Genomic DNA, 25193 nt, shown 5'->3' on the forward strand with positions numbered 1-25193 from the left:
CCGGGACGCCCTCACCCGAGGCCGGGCGCGCCGCTCCCGATCAACGGTCCGCGGGTTTCCGATCGGGTGCCGGGACCAGGCGGGCGACGCACTCGACATGCGCGGTCATCGGGAACAGGTCGAAGGCACGGATTCCGTCGACCTGGTAGCCGGCCGACGCCGCGACGGCGAGGTCACGCCCGAGCGCGACCGGGTCGCACGCCACGTAGGCGACCGCCCTGGGCCGCAGCGCGAGCAGCGCCGTCAGCACGTCCGTACCGGCGCCGGTACGCGGCGGGTCCAGCACCGCCACGTCGACGCCGCCCCCACCCGGGCCGCCGGTGGGCCGGGCGCCGCCGACGCAGTGGCGCACGGTCGCCGCCGTCACCCGCACCGGCCGGACCGAGACCCACGGCAGGTCGGCGAGGCTGCGGGCCGCCGACGTGATCGCCGCCGCGTCGGACTCCAGCGCGATCACCTCACCGGCCGGGCCGACCGCCTCGGCGAGGAACGCGGCGAACAGGCCGGCGCCCGCGTACAGGTCGAGCGCCCGCTCCCCCGGCCGCGGCTCCAGCGCGGCCAGCACCGCGCCGACGAGGGTGCGCGCCGCCGCCGGGTGGACCTGCCAGAAGGCGGACGCGTCCACCCGGAACTCCCGGCCCAACACCCGCTCGACCAGCCCGCCGCCGTGAGCCGCTCGGCTGACGTCGCGGGCCGTGCCACCAGCGGGGCGAACAGCCACCCGCCCGGAACTCACGCTCGCCGCGACCTCGACCGCCTCCGCCCCCGGAAAGCGCCGCCCGGCGACGGCCTCCATGACCAGCGGATGCGCGATCCGGCAGTCGGGCGTGGCCACGACCTGGTGCGACCGGTGCATCCGCAGCCCCACCTCGCCGTCCGCCGTCACGGCGAAACGCATCCGGGAGCGCCAGCCGAGCCCAACGCCTGCCGGCAGCGCCGCCGTGGGGTCTCCCTCGCCTTCCAGGGCCGGCAGCGGCTCGACCGTGACGGCGAGTCCGGGCACGCCCTTCTCGACGTCCCGCTCGCCGCCGTGGGCGTCGCCGTGGGCCACGTGCGCGGCCAGGCCCGCGTGGCGGCGCAACGCCTCGACGATCACCTCGGCCTTCAGCCGCCGCTGGGCGGCCAGGGACGCGTGCTGCCAGTCGCAGCCGCCGCAGCCTCCCAGACCGAGGCGAGTGTCGCCACGTTCGCCCCGTGCTCCTCCCGACGCCTCCGGCCGCGGTGCTCCTTCCAGAGCCGCCGGCCTGAAGGGCCCAGCATGCGGGCAGGGCGCCTCCACCCGGTCGGGCGAGGGTTCGAGGATCTCGACGGCGTCGGCGCGCCAGTACCGGTCGTGGGAGCGGTCGGTGACGCGGGCGCGCACCCGCTCACCGGGCAGCGCGTGCCGGACGAACACCACCCGGCCGCCCGCCCGCGCCACGCACGACCCGCCGTGGGCGACCGGGCCCACGTCCAGGTCGACCAGCTCGCCGCCCTCGTGGTTCTCGTCAGTCGCGTCGCCCTCGTAGTCCTCGTCGGCCCACCGCGCACCCACGCGGTGGCCGCCGCCAGCACCGGCCGGGCCGGGCATGGCCGCTCCCTGGTCGGCCGGCCCGGGGCTCTCGGCCGGCCCAGGGCTCAGGGACGCGCGAGAACGTTCCTCCTCGCGCCGCCGACGGCCTCCCGTCTTCGGAGGCACTAGCCCTCCGGCCCGTCGCCGCGGCCGGGCAGCGCGGTCGAGCCGGTCGACGGTGACTCCGCGGCGACGGCGGCGGTCGCGACGGCGACCGGGCCGCGCGGGCCGCGCGGGCCGGCCTGGCCGCGCCGGACGGCGCCCGCGGCCTCCCCCTCCATGCGGCGCTGCGCGTGCGACGACGACTCCAGCTGCCAGGGCACGCTCGTCACCATCACCCCTGGCTGGAACAGCAGCCTCGCCTTGAGCCGCAGCGCGCTCTGGTTGTGCAGCAGGTGCTCCCACCAGTGGCCGACGACGTACTCCGGGACGAACACCGCGACGACGTCGCGGGGGCTGTCCTTGCGGATGTCCGCGACGTACTTGAGCACCGGCCCGGTGATCTCCCGGTAGGGCGAGGCGAGCGTCACCAGGTCGATGGTGATGCCGCGCTCGTGCCACTCCTGGGTCAACCGCTCGGCGTCGGCCGGGTCGACGGCGGCGGTCACCGCGACGAGGCTGTGCGGCCTGGTCGCCTTGGCATAGGCGAGCGCCCGCAGCGTCGGCGCGTGGATCTTGCTGACCAGCACGACGCCGTGGACCCGGGACGGCAGCGTCGGCGGGCCGGGCGGCGGGGTCAGCTCGGTGGCGATCCGGTCGTAGTGCTTGCGCACCGCCCGCATCGCCGCGAAGATCACCGGCATCGCGATGACGACGATGTACGCGCCGTGGGTGAACTTCGTCGCCAGCACGAGCACGAGCACGAGGCCGGTCATGCAGGCCCCGAAGAAGTTGATCGTCTGGGAGCGGCGGACCTTGCGCCGCCCGCCCGGCGTCGTCGCGAGCACCGAGCCGCCGCGCAGCACCCGCTGCCAGTGGCGCACCATGCCGGTCTGGCTCAGGGTGAACGAGACGAACACGCCGACGATGTAGAGCTGGATCAGCCGGGTGGTCTCGGCCTTGAACACGATCACCAGCAGGGTGGCGAAGCCGGCGAGCAGCAGGATCCCGTTGGAGTAGGCGAGCCGATCGCCGCGGGTGTGCAGCTGGCGCGGCAGGTAGCCGTCGCGGGCGAGGATCGAGCCGAGCACCGGGAAGCCGTTGAACGCGGTGTTCGCGGCCAGGATCAGGATCAGCGCCGTCACCGCGGCGATGTAGACGAACCCGATCGAGCCGCTGCCGAACACGGCCGCCGCGACCTGGGCGATCACCGTCGGCTGGTCGCCGTGCGAACCGATGAGGTTCTTCGCGTCCTCGGCGACGTGCACCTTGCTGGCCATCGCGAGCACGGTGACGCCGATGAACATCAGCGCGGCGATCAGGCCCATCGCCAGCAGCGTCGACGCCGCGTTCTTGCTCTTGGGCGGGCGGAACGCCGGCACACCGTTGCTGATCGCCTCGACGCCGGTCAGCGCCGTGCAGCCCGACGAGAACGCCCGCAGCGCGAGGAACGCCAGCGCCAGCCCGGAGTAGTGGCTGGTCGCGGCCACCTGGTAGTCGGCACTCTCCGCCCGCGGCGTGTGCCCGAAGGCCATCTTCACGAACCCGATGGCGATCATGACGAAGATGCCGAGGATGAAGCCGTAGGTAGGGATCGCGAACGCGGTGCCCGACTCGCGCACGCCGCGCAGGTTCATCATCGTCAGCACGACGATGAGCACCACCGCGATCAGCACCCTGTGCTGCGCGAGGCTGGTGACCGCGCTCGTCAGGTTCGCCACGCCGGCGGAGACCGACACGGCGACGGTCAGCACGTAGTCGACCAGCAGGGCGCTGGCGACCGTGAGCCCCGCCGGCCCGCCGATGTTCTCCGTCGCCACCTCGTAGTCGCCGCCGCCGCTGGGATAGGCGTGCACGGTCTGCCGGTAGGACGCGACGACCGTCAGCATGAGCGCGACGACGACGAGCGCGATCCAGGGCGTGAAGTGGTAGAACGCCAGGCCGCCGAGCGAGAGGACCAGCAGGATCTCCTCGGTCGCGTACGACACCGAGGACAGCGCGTCACTGGCGAACACGGGCAGAGCTACCCGCTTCGGCAGCAACGTCTCACCGAGCCGGTCACTTCCGAGGGGGCGGCCGACCCAGATGCGCTTCAGCCGGTCCGTGAGCGCCACGCGCAGGATGCTACCGAGCAACCTCGCCGATCTGTCCGGCGTGGCGGATATCGCCATCGCATCCCGAGAGTGCCGGGCCGGCCCCGCACCGACGAGGGCTCCTGACATGGAGCGCCCGATGATCGTCCGGCGCCGGAAAACCCCAGTGTGACGAGACAATTTCGCCCACCGCGCCCCCTCGCGCCCGTCCGCCGCGGTCTGCCCGCGGGCCCCCGACGTGTGACCCGCGGCATAGCCCCGAAGCGCACCGGCCGTCGGCTGGCCGCGCGATCGGCGCACGTCACCCGTCCGACGGCCCCGGTCCGTCGACCCAGGGCATCGGGCCCGGCTACGCTCTCGCCCCATGCACGTCGTGATCCTCGGCTGCGGCCGGGTCGGCTCGGCGCTCGCCATCGAGCTCGAACGTTTCGGGCACAGCGTCGCCGTCATCGACCAGGACCCCCGGGCCTTCCACCGGCTGCCGCCGTCGTTCACCGGCAGCAAGGTCACCGGCGTCGGGTTCGACCGGGACACCATGATCGAGGCCGGCATCGAGAAGGCCGACGCGTTCGCCTCGGTGTCCAGCGGCGACAACTCGAACATCATCTCCGCCCGGGTGGCCCGGGAGAACTTCGGCGTCCAGCGGGTCGTCGCCCGGATCTACGACCCGCGCCGCGCCGAGGTCTACGAGCGGCTCGGCATCCCGACCGTGGCCACCGTGCGCTGGACGCGTGACCAGATGCTCGCCCGGCTGCTGCCCGAGGCCGTCACCCCGGAATGGACCCACCCGTCCGGCGCCGCCCTGATGACCCAGATGACCCCCGCGAAGGGCTGGGCCGGCCGGCCCGTCAAGGAGATCGAGCTGGCGGCCGGCATCCGCGTCGCCTGCGTGACCAGATACGGCGAAGGCCTCATCCCGGACGGGCGCACGATGGTGCAGGACGGCGACATCCTGCACGCCGCCGTGGCCCGCAAGCGCGTCGCCGAGGCCGAGTCGGTCGTGCGCGCCAACCCGCCCAAGGGGGCCTGAGGGTCATGACGCGTCAGGTGGTGACGATCGCCGGTGCCGGCAAGGTCGGCCGGTCGATCGCGAGCGAGCTCCTCGACAACGGCACCGAGGTACTGCTCATCGAGCGGGACGGCGCCAAGATCCGCCCGGAGGCACTCCCGAAGGCGCGCTGGCTGCAGGCGGACGCCTGCGAGCTGGCGTCGCTGGAGTCGGCCGGGCTGGAGAACTGCGGGGTCATGGTCGCCGCGACCGGCGATGACAAGGCCAACCTGGTCGTCTCGCTGCTGGCCAAGACCGAGTTCGGCGTGCCCCGGGTGGTGGCCCGGGTGAACCACCCGAAGAACGAGTGGCTGTTCACGGACAGCTGGGGCGTCGACGTGGCCGTGTCGGCCCCGCGGATGCTGACGGCGCTCGTCGAGGAGGCGGTCAGCGTCGGCGACCTGGTCCGGCTGATGAAGTTCCGCCAGTCCGACGCGTCGCTGGTCGAGCTCACCCTGCCGGCGGACTCGCCGGTCGCCGGCCAGACCGTCGGCGAGATCTCGCTGCCGCGCGACTGCGCGCTGGTCGTCATCCTGCGCGGCGGCCAGGCCGTCGTGCCGTCCCCGGACAGCACGCTGGAGCCCGGTGACGAGGTGCTGGCCGTCGCCGTCACCACCGACGCGGAAGCCGAGCTCGCCGCCCTCCTCGGCGCGGCGCCGCCCTCCACCTCGTGACCCCGCGGGCCGTCCCGTGATCCCGCGGCCGATGCCGACGTCGGCGTCGGCCGTCTAGTCGTCGAGCGGCTTGCGAACAGCGGCCTCGGCGGGGACCGGCTCGGTGGGGCGCTGCTCCGGCGGCGGCTCGAAGCGCGCCGCCGGGGCCATCCTGCGCACGATCGCCAGCGTCGCGAGCACGGCCAAGCCGAACAGCGGCAGCCCGAGCGCGAGGTTCGCGGCCGCGAGCCAGCCATCCCGGTCGGCGAGGTAGAGCACTCCCTGCACCGCGAACCGCAGGAAGTACACGATGATCCAGACGCCGGTGGCCCAGTTCGCCGCCCGCAGGGTGTCGCGGTGGTTGCGCCAGTCGGAATACCGCTGGTCCAGGCCGGCCATCACGTAGCCGGCAAGCGGCCGGCGGACGGCGAGCGAGGCGACGCCGACGACGACGGCCCCCGCGTTACGCAGGATGGAGACGAGGAAGTAGTCCTTGCCGCGGCCTGTCCTGGACGCGACGTAGCCGGCCACGCCGACGGCGAGCAGCCCGGAGAACGCCTGCTGCTTCGGCTCGCCGCGAACCATCCGCAGGATGAAGATCGCGACGCCGACGACGACGGCACCGATGATGCCCGAGGTCAGCCCGGCGGCGCTGTTGAGGGCGACGAACGCGATCGTCGGCAGCGAGCTGTCGACGATCCCGCGAGGGCCGCCGATCGCCTCGCTGAACGAGACCTTGAACTCGGCGCTCGCCGGGCCCCGGCCACCGGCAGCGTCCCGGCCGTCCGGACTCGGGCGGCCGCCCTCCCGGTGAGCGGCCACGTCGAGCGGCGTTTCCTCGCCGGACGGTGTGGCGTCGGGCGCGTTGTTCCCCCGAGGGGACAGTCCTGGCATCGGGTAGGTCGGCCCACTCTCCTGGGACGGTCGGCTCCCGCAAGAGTAACCGTCCCGGCGTGGGTCCCCGCCGACGGCGAGGCCGTCACCAGGTGTGGCGGTGGCGGCTCGGCGCCGGCTTCGCTGGCTCAGTGGCTGGCGACCGGGAGCAGCTCGTAGCGGGGATTGAAGATCGTCGCCCGCCGGTCGTCCCGGCTGATCCGGCCGGTCGCCTTCAACGACCGGCCGGCGTCCAGGCCGGGAATCTGTCTGCGCCCCAGGAACACCAGCGTCACGCAGCCGCTGCCGTCGTACACCTCGACCTCGAGGCTCGGTGCGCCTGACCGCGTACGCACGGTGACCGACCGGACGGTACCGGCGACGCAGGCTGCCTCATGGTCCTGGCAGCCGCCGATCGGGACCGCGCCCTCGGCGCGGGCCGCCCGCTGCAGGTCTTCCGCCTCGAGCTCGTCGTCGTCGGCCGTCAGCCGGTGCACCACCTTGCCCCACCAGCCGCCTCGCTCAGCCACGACTCCTCCGATCTGACCCGCCGATACCAGGCAACGTTTCTCGCCGAGTCAGTGGACATCGGTTTGAAACACCGTTGAAAGGCAGTGTGCCCCGGCAAAGGGGGTCGGGCCGTGGGTTTTGTGACCTCGGTCTCCGTCCTGTCCGCGCCGGCCTCTCGGTCGGGTCTCGCGCGATGCCTCGTCGCGGTCCTAGTCGGTCGACGCGGTGGCCGTCTTGTTCTCCATGCCCGGCGGCAGCCCTCCGGTCACCCGCGCCCAGCCGGCGGCGACGGCCCGCTCGGCCGCGAGCCTGCCGAGCGCGACCGCGACCGCGGACAGCAGCGCGAAGAACATCGCCTCCCGCCACGTCGTGTCCGGGTGTGCCAGGTTCTTGGGCGGCTCGCCGCCGCGCACCTTCCGGTAGACGGCGTTGACGCTCTTGGTCGCCGCCGTTCCGCCCGCCACGGTGGCCGCTCCCCCGACGATCTTCCAGCCGACCTTGGATACCGGTCCCGCCACCGCGCACCTCTCCATGTCCTCGACGTCCATGTCCTCGACCGACGTCCATGTCCTCGACGCTCGGGTGTTCGGCGCCGGTCGTTCGCGCCCGGCCGACGCCCAGGCGACGTCTGCGCGTCCGGCCGTCGGCGCGGCGCCATCCGCGCGCGCCACCGTTGCTCTACCTACCCATCCAGTGACAGCGCGCGCAGCCAGTATCGTGCCTGGCCGGCGGGTTCCGCCGGCCGCGTCCACCGGCGGTCGGCGCGCGCGTGCGTCGCCCCCGCCCGCCGACCAGAAGGAGAACCGCCATGACCGCCCTCGATCCCACGCCCGCCGACACCGTGACCAGCGGCGTCGTGGAGGTGCTGGCGCGCCGGCTTGATCCGGGGGTACCGCTGCCCCGGTACGCCCAGCCGCTGGACGCCGGCGCGGATCTCGTCACGGCCGAGGACGTCACGCTCGCGCCGGGCGAGCGCGCGATCGTCGGAACGGGGCTCGCCATCGCGCTGCCCGCCGGATATGTGGCTTTTGTGCACCCCCGGAGCGGACTGGCTGCGCGCCACGGGCTCTCCGTGGTCAACGCACCCGGTACCGTCGATGCCGGCTACCGTGGGGAGATCAAAGTAATCCTCATCAACACGGACAGGACCGAGCCGATCAGGTTGTCCCGCGGCGACCGAATCGCCCAGCTCGTCGTACAGCGCGTGGATCACGCGGTCTTCCGCGAGGTCGACGAGCTGCCGGCCTCCGGGCGCGGCGACGGTGGCTTCGGCTCGACGGGCATCGCCGGGGGCAACCCCGGTAGCTGACCGGGGTTGGCGACACGGGGTTCGTCGACCGGCCCGGGGACCGTCCAGGTACGGGACCCATCCAGGGTCATCGCTCGTTGACTCGAGTGGACCGGCTTGGTGAGCAGGCAGGAGAGGGAAGGCCATGGCATTCGGGCGCCGCCGCAGGCAGGAGGCCGACGAGGCCGAGTTCGTCGACGAGGGGCTGGAGCCCGGGGAGCACGCCGACGCGGTCGACAACCCACGGGGCCCGTACGACCTCGCCGACGCCCCTCGTGACGACGTCCACCACCTCGATGTCGGGGCCCTACGGGTGCCCGCGCTGGAGGGCGTGCAGATCCAGTTCCAGGTCGAGGAGGCGTCCGGCCGGCCGATGAGCGTGGTCGTCGCCGACGGCCACAGCGCCATGGAGTTGGCCGTCTTCGCCGCGCCGAAGACCCGGGGCCTGTGGGATGACGTCCGGGACGAGATCATCGAGCAGCTGGAGGCGAACGGCGGCTCGCCGCGCACCGTCGAGGGCCGCTATGGCCGCGAGCTGGAGCTCGCGCTGCCGACACCGGTGCCCGGGCAGCTGGTCCCCGGCCGGATGATCGGGATCGACGGCCCGCGCTGGTTCGTGCGCGCCGTGATGACCGGCCCGGGCGCGCTCGACCCGTCCGAGGCGCCGCTGTTGGAGGAGACGCTGCGCCGCCTGGTGGTCGTGCGCGGCGACGACGCGATGCCGGTTCGCGACCCCCTGCCGCTGAAGCTGCCCAAGGAGGTCGCCGACCACGTCGGGGGCCTGGACGAGAACGGCGCGGGCACCGGCACCGACGCGACCTCCGGCCGCCCGCAGATGCCCGCCCCCGGCGCCCGCATCGCCGAGCTCCGCTGACCTCTGCCGCCGAAGCGGAAAGCGTCGCGTGTCATTTTCAGGGGCGTCCGGAAACGGGTGACCGGCAAGATGGCTGGGGACGCCGGCCGTGGCGGTCCACTGTCACAGTCGTGCCGGGCGCGCGGAACGCGCGGCCACGGGCGCTCATGTCCTCGGAGGCAGAGTTGGCCATCTACGCGCTTGGAGACCTGGTTCCCGACATCGATCCGTCGGCGTACGTCCATCCGGACGCGACCGTGATCGGATCGGTGACGATCGGCCCAGAGTCGTCGATCTGGCCGCGGGCCGTGCTGCGCGGGGACACCGGAAAGATCATTATTGGGGCCCGCACGTCGATCCAGGACGGCACGGTCGTGCACACCACCGCCCTGCACAGCACGGTCGTCGGCGACGACTGCGTGGTGGGCCACGTCGCCCACCTGGAGGGCTGCACCGTCGAGAACGGGGCACTCATCGGCTCGGGCTCGATCGTGCTGCACAACGCCCGGGTGGGCACCGGCGCGATCGTCGGTGCCAACGCGGTCGTCAGCAACAACGGCGTCGTCCCGCCGGGCGCGATGGCCCTCGGCGTCCCCGCCAAGATCCGCGAAGGCGCCGCCAACCCCGACGGCATCGCCATCGCCGCCGAGCACTACGTCGAGAACGGCAAGCGCTTCCGCGAGGAGCTACGCCGCCTCGACTGAGGCTCGGCACCTCGGTGGTCCGAGAGGTCCGGATGGTCCGAGAGGTCCGGGTGGCCGCGACGCGCCCGGGAGCCGGCTGGATCAGCTGCCGCGCAGGTGGCGAAGCTTGACCGGGTTGGCGACCAGGTCGATCGCAAGGACGCGGCCGCCCTCGGTGGTCAGGGCGACCACGTCGGTCAGCTCGTCGCCGAGGTAGCCCAGGAAGCCGGGACCGCCGTTGACCTCGGCCGGCACGATGGTCCGCGGGCCGGCCGGGTCCTGCCCCGCCTTCGCGAGGATGCCGAGCAGGAAGCGCGCGACCTTCTCGGCGCCGACGATCGGCCGGCGTGCCGCCTGGGCCACCCCGCCGCCGTCGGACCGCAGCACGACGTCCGGGTCGAGCAGCTCGAGCAGCGCGGTCAGGTCGCCGCCGTCCGCCGCCCGTTGGAAGGCCTCCGCGACTCGCCAGCCGCGGGCGGGATCCGGGTCGAACCGGGCACCGCGGGCACGGACGTGGCGGCGGGCGCGGCTGGCGAGCTGCCGGGACGCCGCGGAAGTACGGCCGGTTATCTCGCCGATCTCGGCGAAGCCGTAGCCGAAGACGTCGTGCAGCACGAGCGCGGTCCGCTCGGCCGGGGTGAGGGTCTCCATCACGACGAGCATCGCCATGCTGACCGACTCGGCGAGCGTCACCCGGTCCGCCGCCGGGTCGGGCAACGACGCGGCGGCCGCCCGCTGGGTCGTCATCGCCCCCGCCGTCCCCGCTGTGTAGACCGCGACCGCGTCGAGGCCGCCGACCTCGGCCAGCGGCTCGGGCAGCCACGGGCCCACATAGGCCTCCCTGCGGACGCGTGCCGAGCGCAGCTCGTCGAGGCAGAGCCGGCCGACGACGACGGTCAGCCAGGCCCGCAGGTCGTCGGGCTCGACGTCGGCGCGGTCGAGGCGCAGCCATGCCTCCTGGACGACGTCCTCGGCCTCGGCGAACGAGCCGAGGATCCGGTAGGCCAGGCCGCGCAGGTACCCGCGTTCGGCCTCGAACGCGGCCGCGAGCCCAGCGGCCCGTCCCTCGGCCGTTTCATCAGGGAAGATCTTCATCGTCTCTCCGCAACTCAGCTCTTCTGCGTCGAGAGGAGGACGAGACACCGGCCCGGGATGTGACGGGGGCGCCGAGCGCCCCCGTCACTGGCCGGAGGGCCCTGGCGGTCGGTCAGACCGCCGCGGGCCTGGGAACCAGCTCGACGGCCACGGTGATCTCGCCGGTGGCCTCGACGAAGGCGAGGTCGGCGATGCTGCCGGCGTTGCGAAGGTCGGAGCCGACCGGGCCGAGCAGGGCGAGGACGTCCGGCTCGGCGCCGACCCGGGCCGAGGCGACCTCGGCCTTCATCGACACCTTGGCCTCGGACTTGGCGCGCCGCACCGCGGAGAGCACCACGCCGACCACCTCGAGCTGGCGCGCCGGCGCCGCCTCGGCGAGCTTGCGCAGCTGCGGCGCCTCCGGCCAGCGCGCCCGGTGCACCGAGCCGGCCTGCCACCAGGACCAGACCTCCTCGGTGACGAACGGCAGGAACGGCGCGAACAGCCGCAGCAGCGTCGAGAGCGCCACCGCGAGCGTCGCCCGCGCCGAGGCAGCGCCCGCCTCACCGGCGCCGCCATAGGCGCGGCCCTTCACCAGCTCGACATAGTCGTCGCAGAACGTCCAGAAGAACGACTCGGTGATCTCGAGCGCGCGGGCGTAGTCGTAGCCGTCGAAGGCGGCGGTCGCCTGGTCGACGACGTCGGCGAGGCTCGCGAGCAGCGCCCGGTCCAGCGGCTCGGTCACCGCGGCCAGCGTCGCCTCGTCGGCGGCGTCCCCGGTCGCGATGCCAGCCGGCAGCGCGGCGCCGCCCTCACCGTCGACGATGCCCAGCGCGAACCGGCTCGCGTTGAGAATCTTGATCGCGAGCCGGCGGCCGATCTTCATCTGGCCGACGTCGAACGCCGTGTCCGTCCCCGGCCGGCCGGAGGCCGCCCAGTAGCGGACGCCGTCCGAGCCGTGCTCCTCGAGCAGCCCCATCGGGGTGACCACGTTGCCCTTGGACTTGGACATCTTCTTGCGGTCGGGGTCCAGGATCCAGCCGGAGATCGCCGCGTCCGACCAGGGCAGCACGCCGTGCTCCTCGTGGCTGCGCACCACGGTCGAGAACAGCCAGGTCCGGATGATCTCGTGAGCCTGCGGGCGCAGGTCCATCGGGAACACCCGCGCGAACAGGTCCGCGTCGTAGCCCCAGCCGCCGGCGATCTGCGGCGTCAGCGACGAGGTCGCCCAGGTGTCCATGACGTCGGGGTCGCCGGTGAAACCGCCGGGCACGTCGCGCTGGGCGGCGGTGTAGCCGGGCGGGACGTCCGTCGACGGGTCGAGGGGCAGGCTGTCCTCGGCGGCCAGGATCGGTGCCTCGTAACGCGGCTCGCCATCCTCGTCGAGCTCGTACCAGACCGGGAACGGCACGCCGAAGAAGCGCTGCCGGGAGACCAGCCAGTCGCCGTTGAGGCCATCGACCCAGTTCTCGTAGCGGACCCGCATGTGCGGCGGGTGCCAGCGCAGCTGGGCGCCGCGCTCGCGCAGCGCGGCCCGCAGCTCCTCGTCGCGGCCGCCGTTGCGGATGTACCACTGCCGGGTGGAGACGATCTCCAGCGGGCGGTCACCCTTCTCGTAGAACTTCACCGGGTGCTCGATCGGCCTCGGCTCGCCCTGCAGCGCGCCGGCCTCCCGGAGCAGCTCGACGATCCGGGTCTTGGCGGCGTGCACGGTCTTGCTCGCGATCTCCCCGTACGCCGCCCGACCGGCGTCGCTGTCGATCGCGGCCGGCGGGTCGGCCAGCAGCCGGCCGTCGCGGCCGATGACGGCCCGGGCGGGCAGGCTCAGCTCGCGCCACCAGATCACGTCGGTGAGGTCGCCGAACGTACAGATCATCGCGATGCCGGAGCCCTTCTCCGGGTCCGCGAGCCGGTGCGCGACCACCGGCACCTCGACGCCGAACAGCGGCGTGCGCACGGTCTTGCCGAACAGCGACTGGTAGCGCTCGTCGTCCGGGTGCGCGACCAGCGCGACGCAGGCCGCCAACAGCTCGGGGCGGGTCGTCTCGATGATCACGTGGCCGTCGCCGCTCGCCTTCGGGAAGGCGAGCGTGTGGTAGGCGCCGGGGCGGGGCCGGTCCTCCAGCTCGGCCTGGGCCACGGCGGTGCGGAACGTGACGTCCCACAGCGTCGGCGCCTCGGCCAGGTAGGCGTTGCCGCGCGCGTAGTTGCGCAGGAACGCCCGCTGGGCGACGGCGCGCGAGCGGGTGTCGATCGTCGCGTAGGTCTGCGTCCAGTCGACGGACAGGCCGAGGCGACGCCAGAGCTCCTCGAAGCCCTTCTCGTCCTCGAGCGTCAGCTCCTCGCACAGCTCGACGAAGTTGCGCCGGCTGATCGGGATCTGCTCCTTGCCCGGCTTGGCCGGCGGGGTGAACTCCGGGTCGTACTGGACGGACGGGTCGCAGCGCACGCCGTAGAAGTTCTGCACCCGCCGCTCGGTCGGCAGGCCGTTGTCGTCGAACCCCATCGGGTAGAAGACCTCGAGGCCGCGCATCCGCTGGTAGCGGGCGATCAGGTCGGTGTGGGTGTACGAGAAGACGTGGCCGACGTGCAGCGAGCCGCTTACGGTCGGCGGCGGAGTGTCGATCGAGTAGACGCGCGCGCGCTCGACCGTGCGGTCGAACCGGTACGTCTGCTGGTCCTGCCATACCGAGGACCAGCGCTCCTCGACCCCGTCGAGACTCGGTTTCGCTGGAATCGCCCGAGCGGCCGGCTGCGTCGCCGGCTGGCGCTGCGTTGTCGGCTGGCGCTGGGCACCGTCTGTTGACACCACCCTTCCATCCTATGGGTGATCGCCAACCGGTTATTCGGCGCCGCCGCCGCACCGCGCCGCGCCGCCGCTAGTCGCGGTCGGCGCGGGGGGTCTCGGCGAGCAGGGCGGCCAGCGCGGTGAAGATCGCCGGCGGGGCCGCGAGGTAGAGGTCCTCGCCGCCGGGCGCTCCGTCCAGGCCGCCGGTGACGGCTCCGGCCTCCGCGGCGATCAGGCCGCCGGCGGCGTGGTCCCAGGGCTTCAGGCCGCGCTCGTAGTAGGCGTCGAGCGTGCCGGCGGCGACCGCGCACAGGTCCAGCGAGGCCGCGCCCATCCGGCGGATGTCCCGCACCCGCGGGATCACCCTGGTCAGTACGGCGACCTGGGCCGTGCGCCGCGCGACGGTGTAGCCGAACCCGGTGGCGACGAGCGCCATCTCGAGGCTCGTCACTCCCGAGGCGCGCAGCGGCCGGCCGTCCAGCGCGGCGCCCCCACCGCGCAGCGCCGTGTAGGTGCGCCCGAGCGCGGGCGCGTGCACGACGCCGGCGACGACCTCACCGTCCACCTCGACGCCGATGGAGACGGCCCAGTTCGGCAGGTTGTAGAGGAAGTTGACGGTCCCGTCGATCGGGTCGACGATCCAGCGCACCCCGCTGGTCCCGACCGCGTCCGAGCCTTCCTCGCCGAGGATCCCGTCCCCTGGCCGTGCCTCGTGCAGCCGCCTGGCGACCAGCTCCTCGGAGGCCCGGTCCAGCGCCGTCACGACGTCCGTCGGCGACGACTTCGTCGACTCCGCCGCCACGGTCCCCGCCCGCCCCCGCACCAGCAGGTCCCCCGCCTCCGCGGCGACGTCCAGGGCCAGGGCCAGCAGCTCCTCCGCCCCAGGCTGATCAGCCATCGCGCCGCACCCCATCCACATCCACAGCATCACGCACGGCAACCGCCTCGGCGGCGGGCACGGACATCCTCACGCGGTCATCCTGCCAACCCGACCTGAACAACCACGCGCTTGTCCGCCCCGCCGAGCTGTGAGCCCGCCCACCGCCGCCCGGCCGGTGGGCCCACCGGCAGCCAGGCCCGCGGCCTAGGATCCGATCATGCTGGTGCGTGAGGCGATCGGTCGGTTTCTCGGCGAGCAGGGGGTGCGGGTCGCCTTCGGGGTCGTCGGCAGCGGGAACTTTCATGTGACGGGCGCGCTGGTGGCGGCGGGGGCGCGGTTCGTCGCGGCGCGGCATGAGGGTGGGGCCGTGTGCATGGCGGACGGGTACGCGCGGATGTCCGGCGAGGTCGGTGTGCTGTCCGTGCACCAGGGACCCGGGTTCACGAACGCGATGACGGGGCTCGCCGAGGCGGCGAAGAGCGCGACCCCGCTGCTCGTCCTCGCGCCCGAGGCGGCCGACGAGCGGTCCAACTTCTTCGTCGACCAGGCGGCGATGGCCACGGCAGTGGGAGCCGTTCCGATCCGGGTGCGCTCGCCGCGCACCGCGCTCGCGGATGTGGCCCGGGCCTACGCGACGGCTCGCAACCTGGGCGAGACGGTCGTGCTGGGCATTCCGATCGACGTCCAGGACGAGGAGCTGTCGGACGGGCCGACGCCCGTGGTGCCGGTCGCGGCGAAGCCGCCGGTCGCGCGCACGGGCGATGCCGCCCAGCTGGCCGAGATCCTGCTCGACGCGCGGCGGCCGGTCTTCATCGCCGGCCGGGGGGCACGCTCACCGGGGGCCGCGGCCGCGATTCGCCGCCTCGCCGACGAGACCGGCGCGCTGCTGGCGACCTCCGCGGTCGCGCGCGGACTGTTCCACGACAGCCCCTGGGATCTCGACGTCTCGGGCGGCTTCGCCTCGCCGCTCGCGGCCGAGCTGATCGGTGCCGCGGACGTGCTCGTCGGGTTCGGCTGCGCCCTGAACATGTGGACCACGCGGCACGGCAAGCTGATCGATCCGGAGGCCACCGTCGTCCAGGTCGACAGCGACCCGGCGCGGCTGGGGCGCAGCCGCCCCGTCCACCTGGGGCTCTGGGGTGGTGTCCAGGAGACCGCGAACCAGGTGGCCGGAATCATCGACATTCTCCGCAAGGGCCGCTCGCCCTCACAGCCTGGCTATCGTGCCCCGGCGCTGGCCAAGCGGATCGCCGCCGAGCATCGCTGGGATCAGGTGCCGTTCGACGACCTCTCGACCGGCACGCTCATCGATCCCCGCACGCTGTCGATCGAGCTGAACCGGCTGCTGCCGGAGGAACGAGTCGTCTCGATCGACTCGGGGAACTTCATGGGCTGGCCGTCGATGTATCTGGACGTGCCGGACGAGAACGGCTTCTGCTTCACCCAGGCGTTCCAGTCGATCGGGCTGGGCCTGGCCACCGGGATCGGCGCCGCGATCGCCCAGCCGGACCGGCTGCCGGTCGTCGGCACCGGTGACGGCGGCTTCATGATGGGGATCTCCGAGCTCGACACCGCCGTCCGGCTGAAGCTGTCGCTGGTCGTGATCGTCTACAACGACTCGGCGTACGGCGCGGAGGTGCACCACTTCACCGACGGCGCCCCGCTCGACAACGTCACCTTCCCGGACACCGACATCGCGGCGATCGCCCGCGGCCACGGCTGCGCGGGCGTCACGGTCCGCTCGATCGGCGACCTCGACGCGGTCAAAGGATGGCTCGCGGACCCGAGCGTCCCACTCGTGATCGACGCCAAGATCGTCCCGATGGCCTCGTGGTGGCTACAGGAAGCCTTCGGCCACTAGAAAGACAAGGCGACCAGGTCGTCTCCCCCATCACCAACACCGCCCCGGCCCGACGGGGTGTTCGGCGCAGTCGCGCCGGAGAGAGGTTCGGCTATGACCGCCATCGAGTCCCTGCTCACGGCCCTCACCTCCGGTGAGGTCACGATCGTCGACCTGACCGCCCCGCTCTCGCCCGAGACACCGATCCTGAGGCTGCCGGCGCCGTTCGCGAACACGATCCCGCTGTCGCTGGAAAAGATCAGCGACTTCGACGAGGCCGGTCCGTTCTGGGGCTGGAACAACATCCACACCGGCGAGCACACCGGCACGCACCTGGACGCTCCGGTGCACTGGGCGTCGGGCCGGGACGGCCTCTCGGTCGACCAGATCCCGCCGGCGCGCCTCGTCGGCCCAGCGGTCGTCCTCGACTTCACCGCCGAGGCGGCCGCGAATCCTGACTTCCTGCTGGAGCCCGCACATCTGGATGCCTGGGTGGCCGCGAACGGCCCGCTGCCCGATGGCGCCTGGCTGCTGTTCCGGACCGGCTGGTCGAGGTACTCGACGGACGCGGCCGCGTTCCTCAACGCTGACGACAGCGGCCCGCACACGCCCGGCGTCTCGGCCGCCGGCGCCGAGTGGCTGGCGAGATCACCGATCTCCGGCTTCGGTGTCGAGACCGTCGGCATCGACGCCGGTTGCGCCGGCACCCTGGACCCGGTCTTCCCGGTTCACTACCACCTGCTGGGCGCCAACAAGTTCGGCCTCACCCAGCTCCAGAACCTCGACAAGCTCCCCACCACCGGCGCACTGCTGGTCGTCGCCCCGCTCCCGATCGTCGGCGGCACCGGTTCCCCGGCCCGCGCCTACGCCCTCGTCCCGGCGTGACTTGCTCGCCAGAAAGGAAGGAGCCCGGGAGCGGTACTCCCAGGCTCACCATCCCGATGCCCGATCCGCGAAGGTGGTACTGTTCGAGCCATCAGCGTCTAACCCGTCAGGGGCCGACCCGCCAATAGAGCATGGTCGTGGCGTAGCACCTTGTGGCACTCGGGGTAACGCGTGACTGTGGTTGAGTTCGTTCCACACGAGATCACGCCGCGGGAGCTTCGCAACGACTCCGGCGGGATCCTGCGCGCCGTCGAGCGGGGCGAGACCTTTGTCGTCACGCGAGACGGCAGCCCGATCGCCGAGCTGATCCCCCTTCCGCGCCGGACGTTCGTACCGACGACGCAGGTGTTAGCCATGTTCGCGAACGAGCCCCCCATGGACGCCGATCGTCTCTGCGCGGACCTGGACGCCGTTGTCGATCACGCTGACGGCGCGGACTGTCAGGAGCTGGTGTCGCGGTAGGTCCGCAACTCGGTCAGCTGACCCTTCTCGACCCGGAACAGCCAGATCAGGCGCGTCCCGCGGGCGGCGCCGACGGCCGCGACCAGGTCGCGGTCCCCGAGAACGGAGTCGATGGTGAAGCACAGGTCCGGTCGGGCGGCACGGATCTGCTCGATGGCGCGCGCCACCTCCTCCGGCCCCCGCACCTCAGGATGCGCGTGGTCCACCCAGTCCACGGCGATGATCTCGCTGGCGATCGACGTGTCGCCGGAGTTCCACATCTCGAAGTAGTGCTCGACAAGCCATCGGCCGGAGCCGGCCTCGTCGCTGCCCACAGGCCCAACCACCCTCCATGTCGGCGGGGCCCGGCCACCGGGGCCGCCCGCCCCGGCACGCCGTCTGCCCGATGATCCGCCGAGCCGTTCCCGACAAGGACAGAGGCCCGGGAGTGGCTCCCGGGCCCCCGTCGGACGGCCGTGCGTGGCTGGATCGTCAGATCAACGAGCGCAGGACGTAGGGGAGGATGCCGCCGTGGCGGTAGTAGTCCGCCTCGCCGGGGGTGTCGATGCGGACGACGGCCTCGAAGGACTTGTCGCCGGCCTGGACGGTCAGGGTCGTGGTCTTCTCGCTGATCTCGGCGAGGCCGGTGACGGTGAAGACCTCCTCGCCGGTCAGGCCCAGGGACGCGGCCGAGTCGCCGGGCTGGAACTGCAGCGGCAGCACGCCCATGCCGATGAGGTTCGAGCGGTGGATCCGCTCGTAGCTCTCGGCGATGACGACCCGGACGCCCAGCAGCGCGGTGCCCTTGGCCGCCCAGTCACGCGACGAGCCGGAGCCGTACTCCTTGCCGGCCAGCACGACCAGCGGCACGCCCTCGGCGGCGTACTTCTGCGCCGCGTCGTAGATCGCCAGCTGCTCGCCGTCCGGCAGGTGGCGGGTGACGCCGCCCTCGGTGCCGGGGGCGAGCAGGTTGCGCAGCCGGATGTTGGCGAACGTGCCGCGGATCATGACCTCGTGGTTGCCGCGGCGCGAGCCGTAGGAGTTGAAGTCGCCGGCGGCGACGCCGTGCTCGGTCAGGTAACGACCGGCGGGCGAGTCCTTCTTGATGTTGCCGGCGGGCGAGATGTGGTCGGTGGTGACCGAGTCACCCAGCACCGCGAGCACCCGGGCGCCGACGATGTCGGTCCGCGGGGACGGGTTCCGGTCCATGCCCTCGAAATACGGAGGGTGGCGGACGTAGGTGGAGTCGGGCGCCCAGCCGAACGTCTGGGAAACCTCACCGCCGTCGCCGACCGGTAGAGACTGCCACCGCTCGTCGCCGGACAGGTCGGCGTAGTCCCGCTCGAACATGTCCGACGTGATCGCCTCGGCGACGACCGCGGCGACCTCGGCCTCGGTCGGCCAGATGTCGCGCAGGTAGACCGGGTTGCCCTCGGGGTCGGTGCCCAGCGGGTCGTTGTTCAGGTCGACGTCCATCGTGCCGGCCAGCGCGTAGGCGACGACCAGCGGCGGGGACGCCAGGTAGTTCATCTTGATGTCCGGGTTGATCCGGCCCTCGAAGTTCCGGTTGCCGGACAGGACCGACACGACCGCGAGGTCGCCCTCGTTGATCCCGGCGCTGATCTCGTCCTGCAACGGGCCGGAGTTGCCGATGCAGGTGGTGCAGCCGTAGCCGACCAGGTTGAAGCCGACCTTGTCCAGGTACGGCACGAGCCCGGCCCGCTCGTAGTAGTCCATGACGACCTTGGACCCAGGGGCGAGCGTCGTCTTGACCCACGGCTTGCGGGTCAGGCCCTTCTCGACGGCGTTGCGGGCGAGCAGCGCAGCGCCGATCATGACCTGCGGGTTCGAGGTGTTGGTGCAGGACGTGATCGCCGCGATCGCGACCGCGCCGTGGTCGATCGTGAACGACGTGCCGTCGGCCAGGGTCACCGCGGTCGGGTTCGACGGCCGGCCGTCGAGGTCGCCGCTGATCCCGTTCGACGAGGCGGGGGCGTCGCCCGGCTTGTCGCCGATCGCGGACGGGACGTCGGAGGCCGGGAACGACTCGTCGTCGGCCTCGTCGGCGCCGCCGGGGGCGAGCGCGACGGTCTTCGCGTAGTCGGCGAGCGCCGCGCGGAACTTCGGCTTCGCGGTGGCCAGCGGCACCCGGTCCTGCGGGCGCTTCGGGCCGGCGAGCGACGGCTCGACCGTCGAGAGGTCCAGCTCGAGCGTGGTCGTGTAGCTGGCCTCGTGCGACGGGTCGTGCCAGAGGCCCTGCTCCTTGGCGTACGCCTCGACGAGCGCGATGAGCTCGGCCGGGCGGCCCGAGAGCTTCAGGTAGTTCAGCGTCTCCTGGTCGACCGGGAAGATCGCGCAGGTGGAGCCGTACTCGGGGCTCATGTTGCCGATCGTGGCCCGGTTGGCCAGCGGCACCGACGTCACGCCCTCGCCGTAGAACTCGACGAACCGGCCGACGACGCCGTGCTTGCGCAGCTTCTCGGTGATGACCAGCACCATGTCGGTGGCGGTGGTGCCGGCGGGCAGCTCGCCGGTCAGCTTGAAGCCGACGACGGTCGGGATGAGCATGCTGACCGGCTGGCCGAGCATGGCGGCCTCGGCCTCGATGCCGCCGACGCCCCAGCCCAGCACACCCAGACCGTTGATCATGGTGGTGTGGCTGTCGGTGCCGACGAGGGTGTCCGGGTAGGCCAGCGTGCCCTCGGGCGTCTCCTTGGTGAAGACGACCCGGGCGAGGTGCTCCAGGTTGACCTGGTGGACGATGCCGGTGTTCGGCGGCACGACGGTGAAGTTGTCGAACGCGGCCTGGCCCCAGCGCAGGAACTGGTAGCGCTCCCGGTTCCGGTTGAACTCCAGCGACGCGTTCAGGTCGAACGCGTCGGGGCGGCCGAAGTGGTCGGCGATGATCGAGTGGTCGATGACCAGCTCCGCCGGGGCCAGCGGGTTGATCTTCGCGGGGTCGCCGCCGAGGGCCACCATCGCCTCGCGCATGGCGGCCAGGTCGACGACACACGGCACGCCGGTGAAGTCCTGCATGATCACCCGGGCGGGGGTGAACTGGATCTCCTGGCTCGGCTCGGCGCTCGGGTCCCAGCTCGCCAGTGCCCGTACATGGTCGGCGGTGATGTTCGCGCCGTCCTCGGTGCGCAGCAGGTTCTCCAGCAACACCCGCAGGCTGTAGGGCAGGCGGTCAGCACCGGGCACCGCGTCCAGCCGTCTGATCGTGTAGGTGCGCTCCCCCACCACGAGCTGTCCGGTGCTGCCGAAGCTGTCCATGTCCGTCGTCTCCTCCATGTCACGCGGAACCACGCTGTCGCGCCGACCACGCTGCGTTCCATGAACCTTCCATGAACCGAGCGCACCGCGCGCCATCCGGCCCACGCCCTGGCCGCGGTCGCGGCCGGGCACTGGCCGGTGGCATCGTTGCCCATCCTGGCATTCCCCGCTTCGCCGGCGTCAGCGCAGCGGGCCCGGTGACGGTCGCATCGCCATCAAGTTACTTAGCTTTGCTAAGTATACAGCCTAGGTAGGGCAAACGGTACGGGCCGGACGCACCGGTCTTGCCCGCCGCGGCAGTCGAGCCGACTGTGAGCCCGGCCCCACCCACCAGGGACCGCCGGCCACCGCCCGCAGAAGGTCAGCCGGGCTCGCCCGCGAGGGTGGGGCGCTGCGCGCAGAACGGCGACCGACGCAGCCGGCGCAGCGCCGCCCACCGTTCGTCCGGGGTGGGTGGCACGGACAGTGACCCTGCCGCGGCACGCGCCCAGGTCATCGCCGGCCTGTCTGGAGCCAGCAGGGTCACGCCCGGGAGCACGGCGGCGACCGCGCGCAGCGCCGGCAGGTCGGTCGCGAGCACCGGCGTGCCGGCCGCACATCCGGCCAGCACCACCGGTACCAGGTCGGGCGCGTCACCGACACCGCTCTCTGCGCCGGCACGTCCCTCGCCGCCAGCACGTCCCTCGCCGCCAGCACGTCCCTCGCCGCCAGCGGCCGCCGGCACGACCAGCAGCGCGGCCTCCACCAGCAACCGGGCCACCTCGTGCGGCGCGCGCTCGCCCGGCAGGTCGAGCGCGCCGACGACACCGCTCACCGTCGCGCGGGTCAGCAGCCGACCGCGCTGCGCGGGCGGGATCGGCCCCACCAGCCGCAGCCGCGCGGGCACGCCGTCGCGGCGCAGCGCCGCGAGCAGGTCCACGGACCTGGCCCGGCCTGGCTCGTCCACGGCGTCGCCCAGGTGCAGCATCGTCCACGCCGCCTCCTCGGCCCCGGTCCGGCCGGGCCGCCCGCGCGCGGCGATCGCGATGCCGAACAGGGCGAGGTCGACGGACGACGCTGCGGGCGGCTGAGCACCGCCGAGCGCGTCGGCGGCGTTCACCGCGACCTCATCGACGAGACCATCGCGACGGCATCCAGCCTTCCGACACCCTTCATGCGCGAAGTGTGACGCACCAACCACACACAGCACGTGAGCCACCCGTGTCGCGCCCGGACAGGCGCGCCCTCTACGACAGCAGCCCGCCCGACAGCAGCCCGCCCGGCAGCGGCCCGCCCGGCAGCGGCCCGCCCGGCAGCGGCAGCGGCCCAGGTCTCGTCTACGGGTGCTCGCGGACGGCGGCGACCTCGACCGGTGGGCGGACCGCGCCGGCGGCCTCGACGGCCACCCGCTGGGCCGGGATGGCCACCGGCGCCACCGGCGCCACCGCCGTCGTGGCGGCCCGGCGATCCGCGACCCGGCGGGGTGCCCCGAGGTAGCGGACGACGACGAAGCCGATCGCGAGATCCGCGCAGATCCGTGCCGGCGCTGCCGCCCCCGCGGCGGTCGCCACGCCCAACGCGGCGCAGATCGACGCGAGCAGGCAGGTGTAGCCGGTGACGGCCGTGTGCGACCAGCCGCCGGTGGCCAGCCGCTGGTAGGCGTGCTCGCGGTGCGGCAGGTACCACCGCTCGCCGCCGCGGATCCGGCGCGCCAGCGTCGTCGCCGTGTCGGCCAGGTAGAGCACGACCGGCGCCACGACCGCTTCGACGCCGACCCCGGACAGCGCCGCCTGCAGCGCCAGTGCCGCGATCGCCCCGCCGAGCGCGTAGCTGCCGACGTCACCGAGGAAGACCAGCGCACGGGGCAGGTTGAACGGCGCGAAGCCGATCGCCGCACCCGCGACCACCACGCCGCCGGCGACCAGGGGCGGGTTGTGGTGCACCGTGCCGACCAGCGCGTAGCCAACCCCGGCGACCGTCGCCTGGGCGGCCGAGATGCCGTTGACCCCGTCCATGAAGTTGAAGGCGTTGACGAACCCCGTCACCCACAGCGGCCCCACGACGGCGGCCGCGACGAGCAGCGCCGTCCCCGGCCCGTCGCCGACGAGGGTGACGGACAGCACGGTCGTCGCCGTGACCGCCGCCGCGCCGACCCCCTGCAGCGCGAGCCGGCGAAGTGGCGAGATCCCACCGATGTCGCTGGCCACGTCCTCGGCAAGGCCGATCAGGCCGAACAGCGTGATCGCCAGCGTCATCGGCAGCAGGTCGGGCGCACTCGCCCGGCCGCTGGTGAGAACCGTGGCCAGCACGCCGGCGAACATCCCGAGCACGACCGCCGCCCCACCGCCCCGCGGCGTTGGCACCGTGTGCAGCGAGCGCTCACCCGCGACGTCCAGCACCGACAGGCGCCGCATGCAGGCGATGACGAGCGGCGTCGCGGCCAGGGTGACGACGCAGGCCGCGGATCCGGCACCGACCATGTGTTCCTCCGGCGGGGAAGCAGGACGGGATGGGCCGAGCCCAGGACCAAACTTCGTGACTCACTGTAATGCTCTACCTACTCGATGCCGGTAAGCGGCGCCGAGTGTCCCCGGGAACCCGTAACCCACTGTGATCGATCCCGGGCGGATCCGGCCGTCAACCGATCCGGACCGTCAACGGATCCGGAGGTCGTCGACCTCGATGTCCTCGCTCCAGCCGCGGCTCAGCTCGGCGTAGTCCGGGTCCGCCTCAACCTCGTGGGCCACGCGGGCGGGCGGAACCGTGGACCAGAAGACGCGCCTGGGCTCCGCTCCGGCGGGCTCGGGCCACACCCGAGTCGCCGCGCGGTGCGTCGGTGGCCGCGCCACCCCACCGGACGCCGGCACAGGCGACATGGCCGCGGAATGGGCTGACGCGGGCGCCATGGCCCACCGTTCGGGCCCGTCCGACGGGACCCCCGCCGCGGCCGGGAACGGAGCCGGAGCTGCTGGGAGGGTGCCAAGGACCGCGGCGAAAACCGCCCTGGTGTGCTCCGCCGGCTCGGTGGCCATCCTGGCCCACTCCGCGGCGCGCCGGCGCATCCGCGCGAGCCTCGCCCGGTCGGCCAGCAGGTCGGTCAGCACCGCGGCGAGCGCCGCCGGCGACTCGTCACCCGGCGTGACGCCCGTCGCCCCGTCGACGTAGGCGTCGCGGGCGTCGCCGCGCACCGGGCCGACGACCGGGCAGCCAGCCAGCTGCGCCTCGGTTAGCACCCGGGCGTGGTCCGCGCCGCCGCGGCCCGGTCGGGCACCCGTGCACAGCACGAACAGGTCAGCCCCCGCGTACAGGGCGGCCAGCCGCGAATCGTCCGGTGACTCGAGGAGTTCGGCGTCGCCCGCCGCCGCGACCGCCGCCCGAGCCGCTTCCGGTGCGCGCCCCCGCACCGCGACCACCAGCCGGACCGTCCCGACCGCCTGGCGCACCACGCGCAGCGCGGCAAGCAGCGTCGGCAGGCCGTCGCCGGCCCCATGGGCGCCCCCAGCGCCGCCAGCCGCATCGGCGGCATCGGCGGCATCGGCGTCCGTGCTGTCCACGGCGAACGGCAGGACCGTCAGCAGGGTCGGCGTGCGCGGCGCGGCGCTGTCCCGGCTCGTTCGGGCACCCGCGGCCAGGAGAGCCGACCGCCAGGCCGACGTGACGCCCGGCCGCAGCACCGGGACGGCGCCGAGGCTTGCCAGCGCGCCGGCGCTGTACGAGCCGGTCGTCAACGGGAACAGCGCCCGGCGGTGGGCCAACAGCGCGCGGCCGAACCACCGCGCCCGGATACCGTCGGCGTCGCACACCATCACCGGGCCGCGCCTGGCCCGCCCGACCACGACGGCGGCCGCCGCGACCGGGATGAGGCCGGGCCCGCCAGTGAGGACAGCGTCCAGCGGTGCCAGCCGCGCCGCGACGCGCAGGGCCGAGGCGGCGAAGCGCTGCCTGGCCCATGGGTCGTGCGGGCGCGCCGGGCTGTGCAGGTCGACCCGGTGGACCAGGGCGCCGCCCGCGCGCAGCCGCTCCTCGACAGCGGCCAGGTAACGCTCGACGCCGCCGCCCAGCCCCACCGACGGGGCCAGCAGCAGCACGCGCGGGTCACTGGGCCCAGTCTCGGCCCCGATATCGAGACGATGCGTGGAGAACACGGGCGGTGACTCTATGTGACCATCCCGGTCGAGCGGCGCTCGTCGCCCTCGGCGTGCCGGCAGTTCACCCGCTCACCCGCGACAGCCCCGGTCTCCCGGCCCAACACTTGCCCGATCGATGTGCGCTGGACCACAATACCCCAGAATCGTATCATGTATACATACTGCGATCTTTGACCGGGAGTAATCGCTGGTCAGGCGTGATCGCTGGTCGAAGATGGTCGAGGATGGGA

The 25193-nt window shown here is 73.0% G+C and carries 21 protein-coding genes; 8 read left to right on the forward strand and 13 right to left on the reverse strand.

Annotated features, from left to right (window positions below):
* Positions 1-40: 40 nt before the first annotated feature.
* Both FRCN3DRAFT_RS0227640 and FRCN3DRAFT_RS0227645 read right to left on the reverse strand, forming a co-directional pair.
* Positions 41-1570 (reverse strand): class I SAM-dependent RNA methyltransferase, encoded by a 1530-nt coding sequence (locus FRCN3DRAFT_RS0227640; protein ID WP_007516091.1) that lies wholly within the window; start codon positions 1568-1570, stop codon positions 41-43.
* 107 nt (positions 1571-1677) lie between these two features.
* Positions 1678-3765: an APC family permease gene (locus FRCN3DRAFT_RS0227645; protein WP_027140996.1), complete on the reverse strand. Its 2088-nt coding sequence runs from the start codon at positions 3763-3765 to the stop codon at positions 1678-1680.
* A 343-nt stretch (positions 3766-4108) separates the two neighbouring features.
* Between FRCN3DRAFT_RS0227645 and FRCN3DRAFT_RS0227650 the strand changes: the two genes are divergently transcribed.
* Positions 4109-4774 (forward strand): potassium channel family protein, encoded by a 666-nt coding sequence (locus FRCN3DRAFT_RS0227650; protein ID WP_007516093.1) that lies wholly within the window; start codon positions 4109-4111, stop codon positions 4772-4774.
* 5 nt (positions 4775-4779) lie between these two features.
* A complete protein-coding gene (locus FRCN3DRAFT_RS0227655; protein ID WP_007516094.1) occupies positions 4780-5466 on the forward strand; it encodes a potassium channel family protein in 687 nt (228 codons plus the stop codon).
* A 54-nt stretch (positions 5467-5520) separates the two neighbouring features.
* Here FRCN3DRAFT_RS0227655 and FRCN3DRAFT_RS0227660 read toward each other — a convergent pair whose 3' ends face one another.
* The 3 genes from FRCN3DRAFT_RS0227660 to FRCN3DRAFT_RS0227670 form a co-directional block, all read right to left on the reverse strand.
* The gene (locus tag FRCN3DRAFT_RS0227660) at positions 5521-6339 is read right to left on the reverse strand and encodes a DUF3159 domain-containing protein (RefSeq protein WP_007516095.1); all 819 of its coding nucleotides are present in this window, start codon (positions 6337-6339) and stop codon (positions 5521-5523) included.
* A 128-nt stretch (positions 6340-6467) separates the two neighbouring features.
* The gene (locus FRCN3DRAFT_RS0227665) at positions 6468-6848 is read right to left on the reverse strand and encodes an OB-fold nucleic acid binding domain-containing protein (RefSeq protein WP_007516096.1); all 381 of its coding nucleotides are present in this window, start codon (positions 6846-6848) and stop codon (positions 6468-6470) included.
* Between the two features lie 189 nt (positions 6849-7037).
* Positions 7038-7376, reverse strand: coding sequence for a DUF4235 domain-containing protein (locus tag FRCN3DRAFT_RS0227670; protein WP_335341676.1), 339 nt, complete (start codon positions 7374-7376; stop codon positions 7038-7040).
* A gap of 260 nt (positions 7377-7636) precedes the next feature.
* Here FRCN3DRAFT_RS0227670 and dut point away from each other — a divergent pair, with 260 nt between their 5' ends.
* The 3 genes from dut (at position 7637) to FRCN3DRAFT_RS0227685 (ending at position 9673) form a co-directional block, all read left to right on the forward strand.
* Entirely contained in the window at positions 7637-8137 is a 501-nt protein-coding gene (gene dut, locus FRCN3DRAFT_RS0227675) for a dUTP diphosphatase (protein WP_007516098.1), read from the forward strand.
* Positions 8138-8261: 124 nt separating this feature from the next.
* Positions 8262-8990, forward strand: a complete 729-nt coding sequence (locus FRCN3DRAFT_RS0227680) for a DUF3710 domain-containing protein (RefSeq protein WP_007516099.1) — start codon at positions 8262-8264, stop codon at positions 8988-8990.
* 164 nt (positions 8991-9154) lie between these two features.
* Positions 9155-9673, forward strand: coding sequence for a gamma carbonic anhydrase family protein (locus FRCN3DRAFT_RS0227685; protein ID WP_007516100.1), 519 nt, complete (start codon positions 9155-9157; stop codon positions 9671-9673).
* 81 nt (positions 9674-9754) lie between these two features.
* On the opposite strand, the gene sigJ is transcribed toward FRCN3DRAFT_RS0227685, so the two are convergent.
* The 3 genes from sigJ to FRCN3DRAFT_RS0227700 all read right to left on the reverse strand — a co-directional run bounded on the left by sigJ (position 9755) and on the right by FRCN3DRAFT_RS0227700 (position 14412).
* Entirely contained in the window at positions 9755-10747 is a 993-nt protein-coding gene (gene sigJ / locus FRCN3DRAFT_RS0227690) for an RNA polymerase sigma factor SigJ (RefSeq protein ID WP_007516101.1), read from the reverse strand.
* Between the two features lie 112 nt (positions 10748-10859).
* On the reverse strand, positions 10860-13538 hold the full coding sequence (gene valS / locus FRCN3DRAFT_RS0227695; protein WP_007516102.1) for a valine--tRNA ligase: 2679 nt from the start codon (positions 13536-13538) through the stop codon (positions 10860-10862).
* Positions 13539-13605: 67 nt separating this feature from the next.
* Complete coding sequence (locus tag FRCN3DRAFT_RS0227700; RefSeq protein WP_027140997.1) at positions 13606-14412, reverse strand: inositol monophosphatase family protein; 807 nt, start codon at positions 14410-14412, stop codon at positions 13606-13608.
* 199 nt (positions 14413-14611) lie between these two features.
* Here FRCN3DRAFT_RS0227700 and FRCN3DRAFT_RS0227705 point away from each other — a divergent pair, with 199 nt between their 5' ends.
* The 3 genes from FRCN3DRAFT_RS0227705 to FRCN3DRAFT_RS0227715 all read left to right on the forward strand — a co-directional run bounded on the left by FRCN3DRAFT_RS0227705 (position 14612) and on the right by FRCN3DRAFT_RS0227715 (position 17581).
* The gene (locus tag FRCN3DRAFT_RS0227705) at positions 14612-16255 is read left to right on the forward strand and encodes a thiamine pyrophosphate-binding protein (RefSeq protein ID WP_007516104.1); all 1644 of its coding nucleotides are present in this window, start codon (positions 14612-14614) and stop codon (positions 16253-16255) included.
* Between the two features lie 93 nt (positions 16256-16348).
* The gene (locus FRCN3DRAFT_RS0227710; RefSeq protein WP_007516105.1) at positions 16349-17119 is read left to right on the forward strand and encodes a cyclase family protein; all 771 of its coding nucleotides are present in this window, start codon (positions 16349-16351) and stop codon (positions 17117-17119) included.
* A gap of 171 nt (positions 17120-17290) precedes the next feature.
* Complete coding sequence (locus FRCN3DRAFT_RS0227715) at positions 17291-17581, forward strand: type II toxin-antitoxin system Phd/YefM family antitoxin (RefSeq protein WP_007516106.1); 291 nt, start codon at positions 17291-17293, stop codon at positions 17579-17581.
* On the opposite strand, the gene FRCN3DRAFT_RS0227720 is transcribed toward FRCN3DRAFT_RS0227715, so the two are convergent.
* From FRCN3DRAFT_RS0227720 to FRCN3DRAFT_RS46635, 5 genes are all read right to left on the reverse strand, one after another.
* Entirely contained in the window at positions 17560-17895 is a 336-nt protein-coding gene (locus FRCN3DRAFT_RS0227720; RefSeq protein WP_007516107.1) for an ester cyclase, read from the reverse strand. The two genes, FRCN3DRAFT_RS0227715 and FRCN3DRAFT_RS0227720, sit on opposite strands and share 22 nt — an antisense overlap.
* Before the next feature lie 157 nt (positions 17896-18052).
* The gene (gene acnA / locus FRCN3DRAFT_RS0227725; protein WP_007516108.1) at positions 18053-20836 is read right to left on the reverse strand and encodes an aconitate hydratase; all 2784 of its coding nucleotides are present in this window, start codon (positions 20834-20836) and stop codon (positions 18053-18055) included.
* Positions 20837-21197: 361 nt separating this feature from the next.
* A complete protein-coding gene (locus FRCN3DRAFT_RS0227730; RefSeq protein ID WP_007516109.1) occupies positions 21198-21935 on the reverse strand; it encodes a hypothetical protein in 738 nt (245 codons plus the stop codon).
* Positions 21936-22152: 217 nt separating this feature from the next.
* A complete protein-coding gene (locus FRCN3DRAFT_RS0227735) occupies positions 22153-23295 on the reverse strand; it encodes an MraY family glycosyltransferase (protein ID WP_007516110.1) in 1143 nt (380 codons plus the stop codon).
* A 174-nt stretch (positions 23296-23469) separates the two neighbouring features.
* Positions 23470-24960: a glycosyltransferase gene (locus tag FRCN3DRAFT_RS46635; RefSeq protein WP_007516111.1), complete on the reverse strand. Its 1491-nt coding sequence runs from the start codon at positions 24958-24960 to the stop codon at positions 23470-23472.
* Positions 24961-25193: the final 233 nt, after the last annotated feature.

The organism is Pseudofrankia saprophytica (assembly GCF_000235425.2).
GTDB classification, from domain to species: domain Bacteria; phylum Actinomycetota; class Actinomycetes; order Frankiales; family Frankiaceae; genus Pseudofrankia; species Pseudofrankia saprophytica.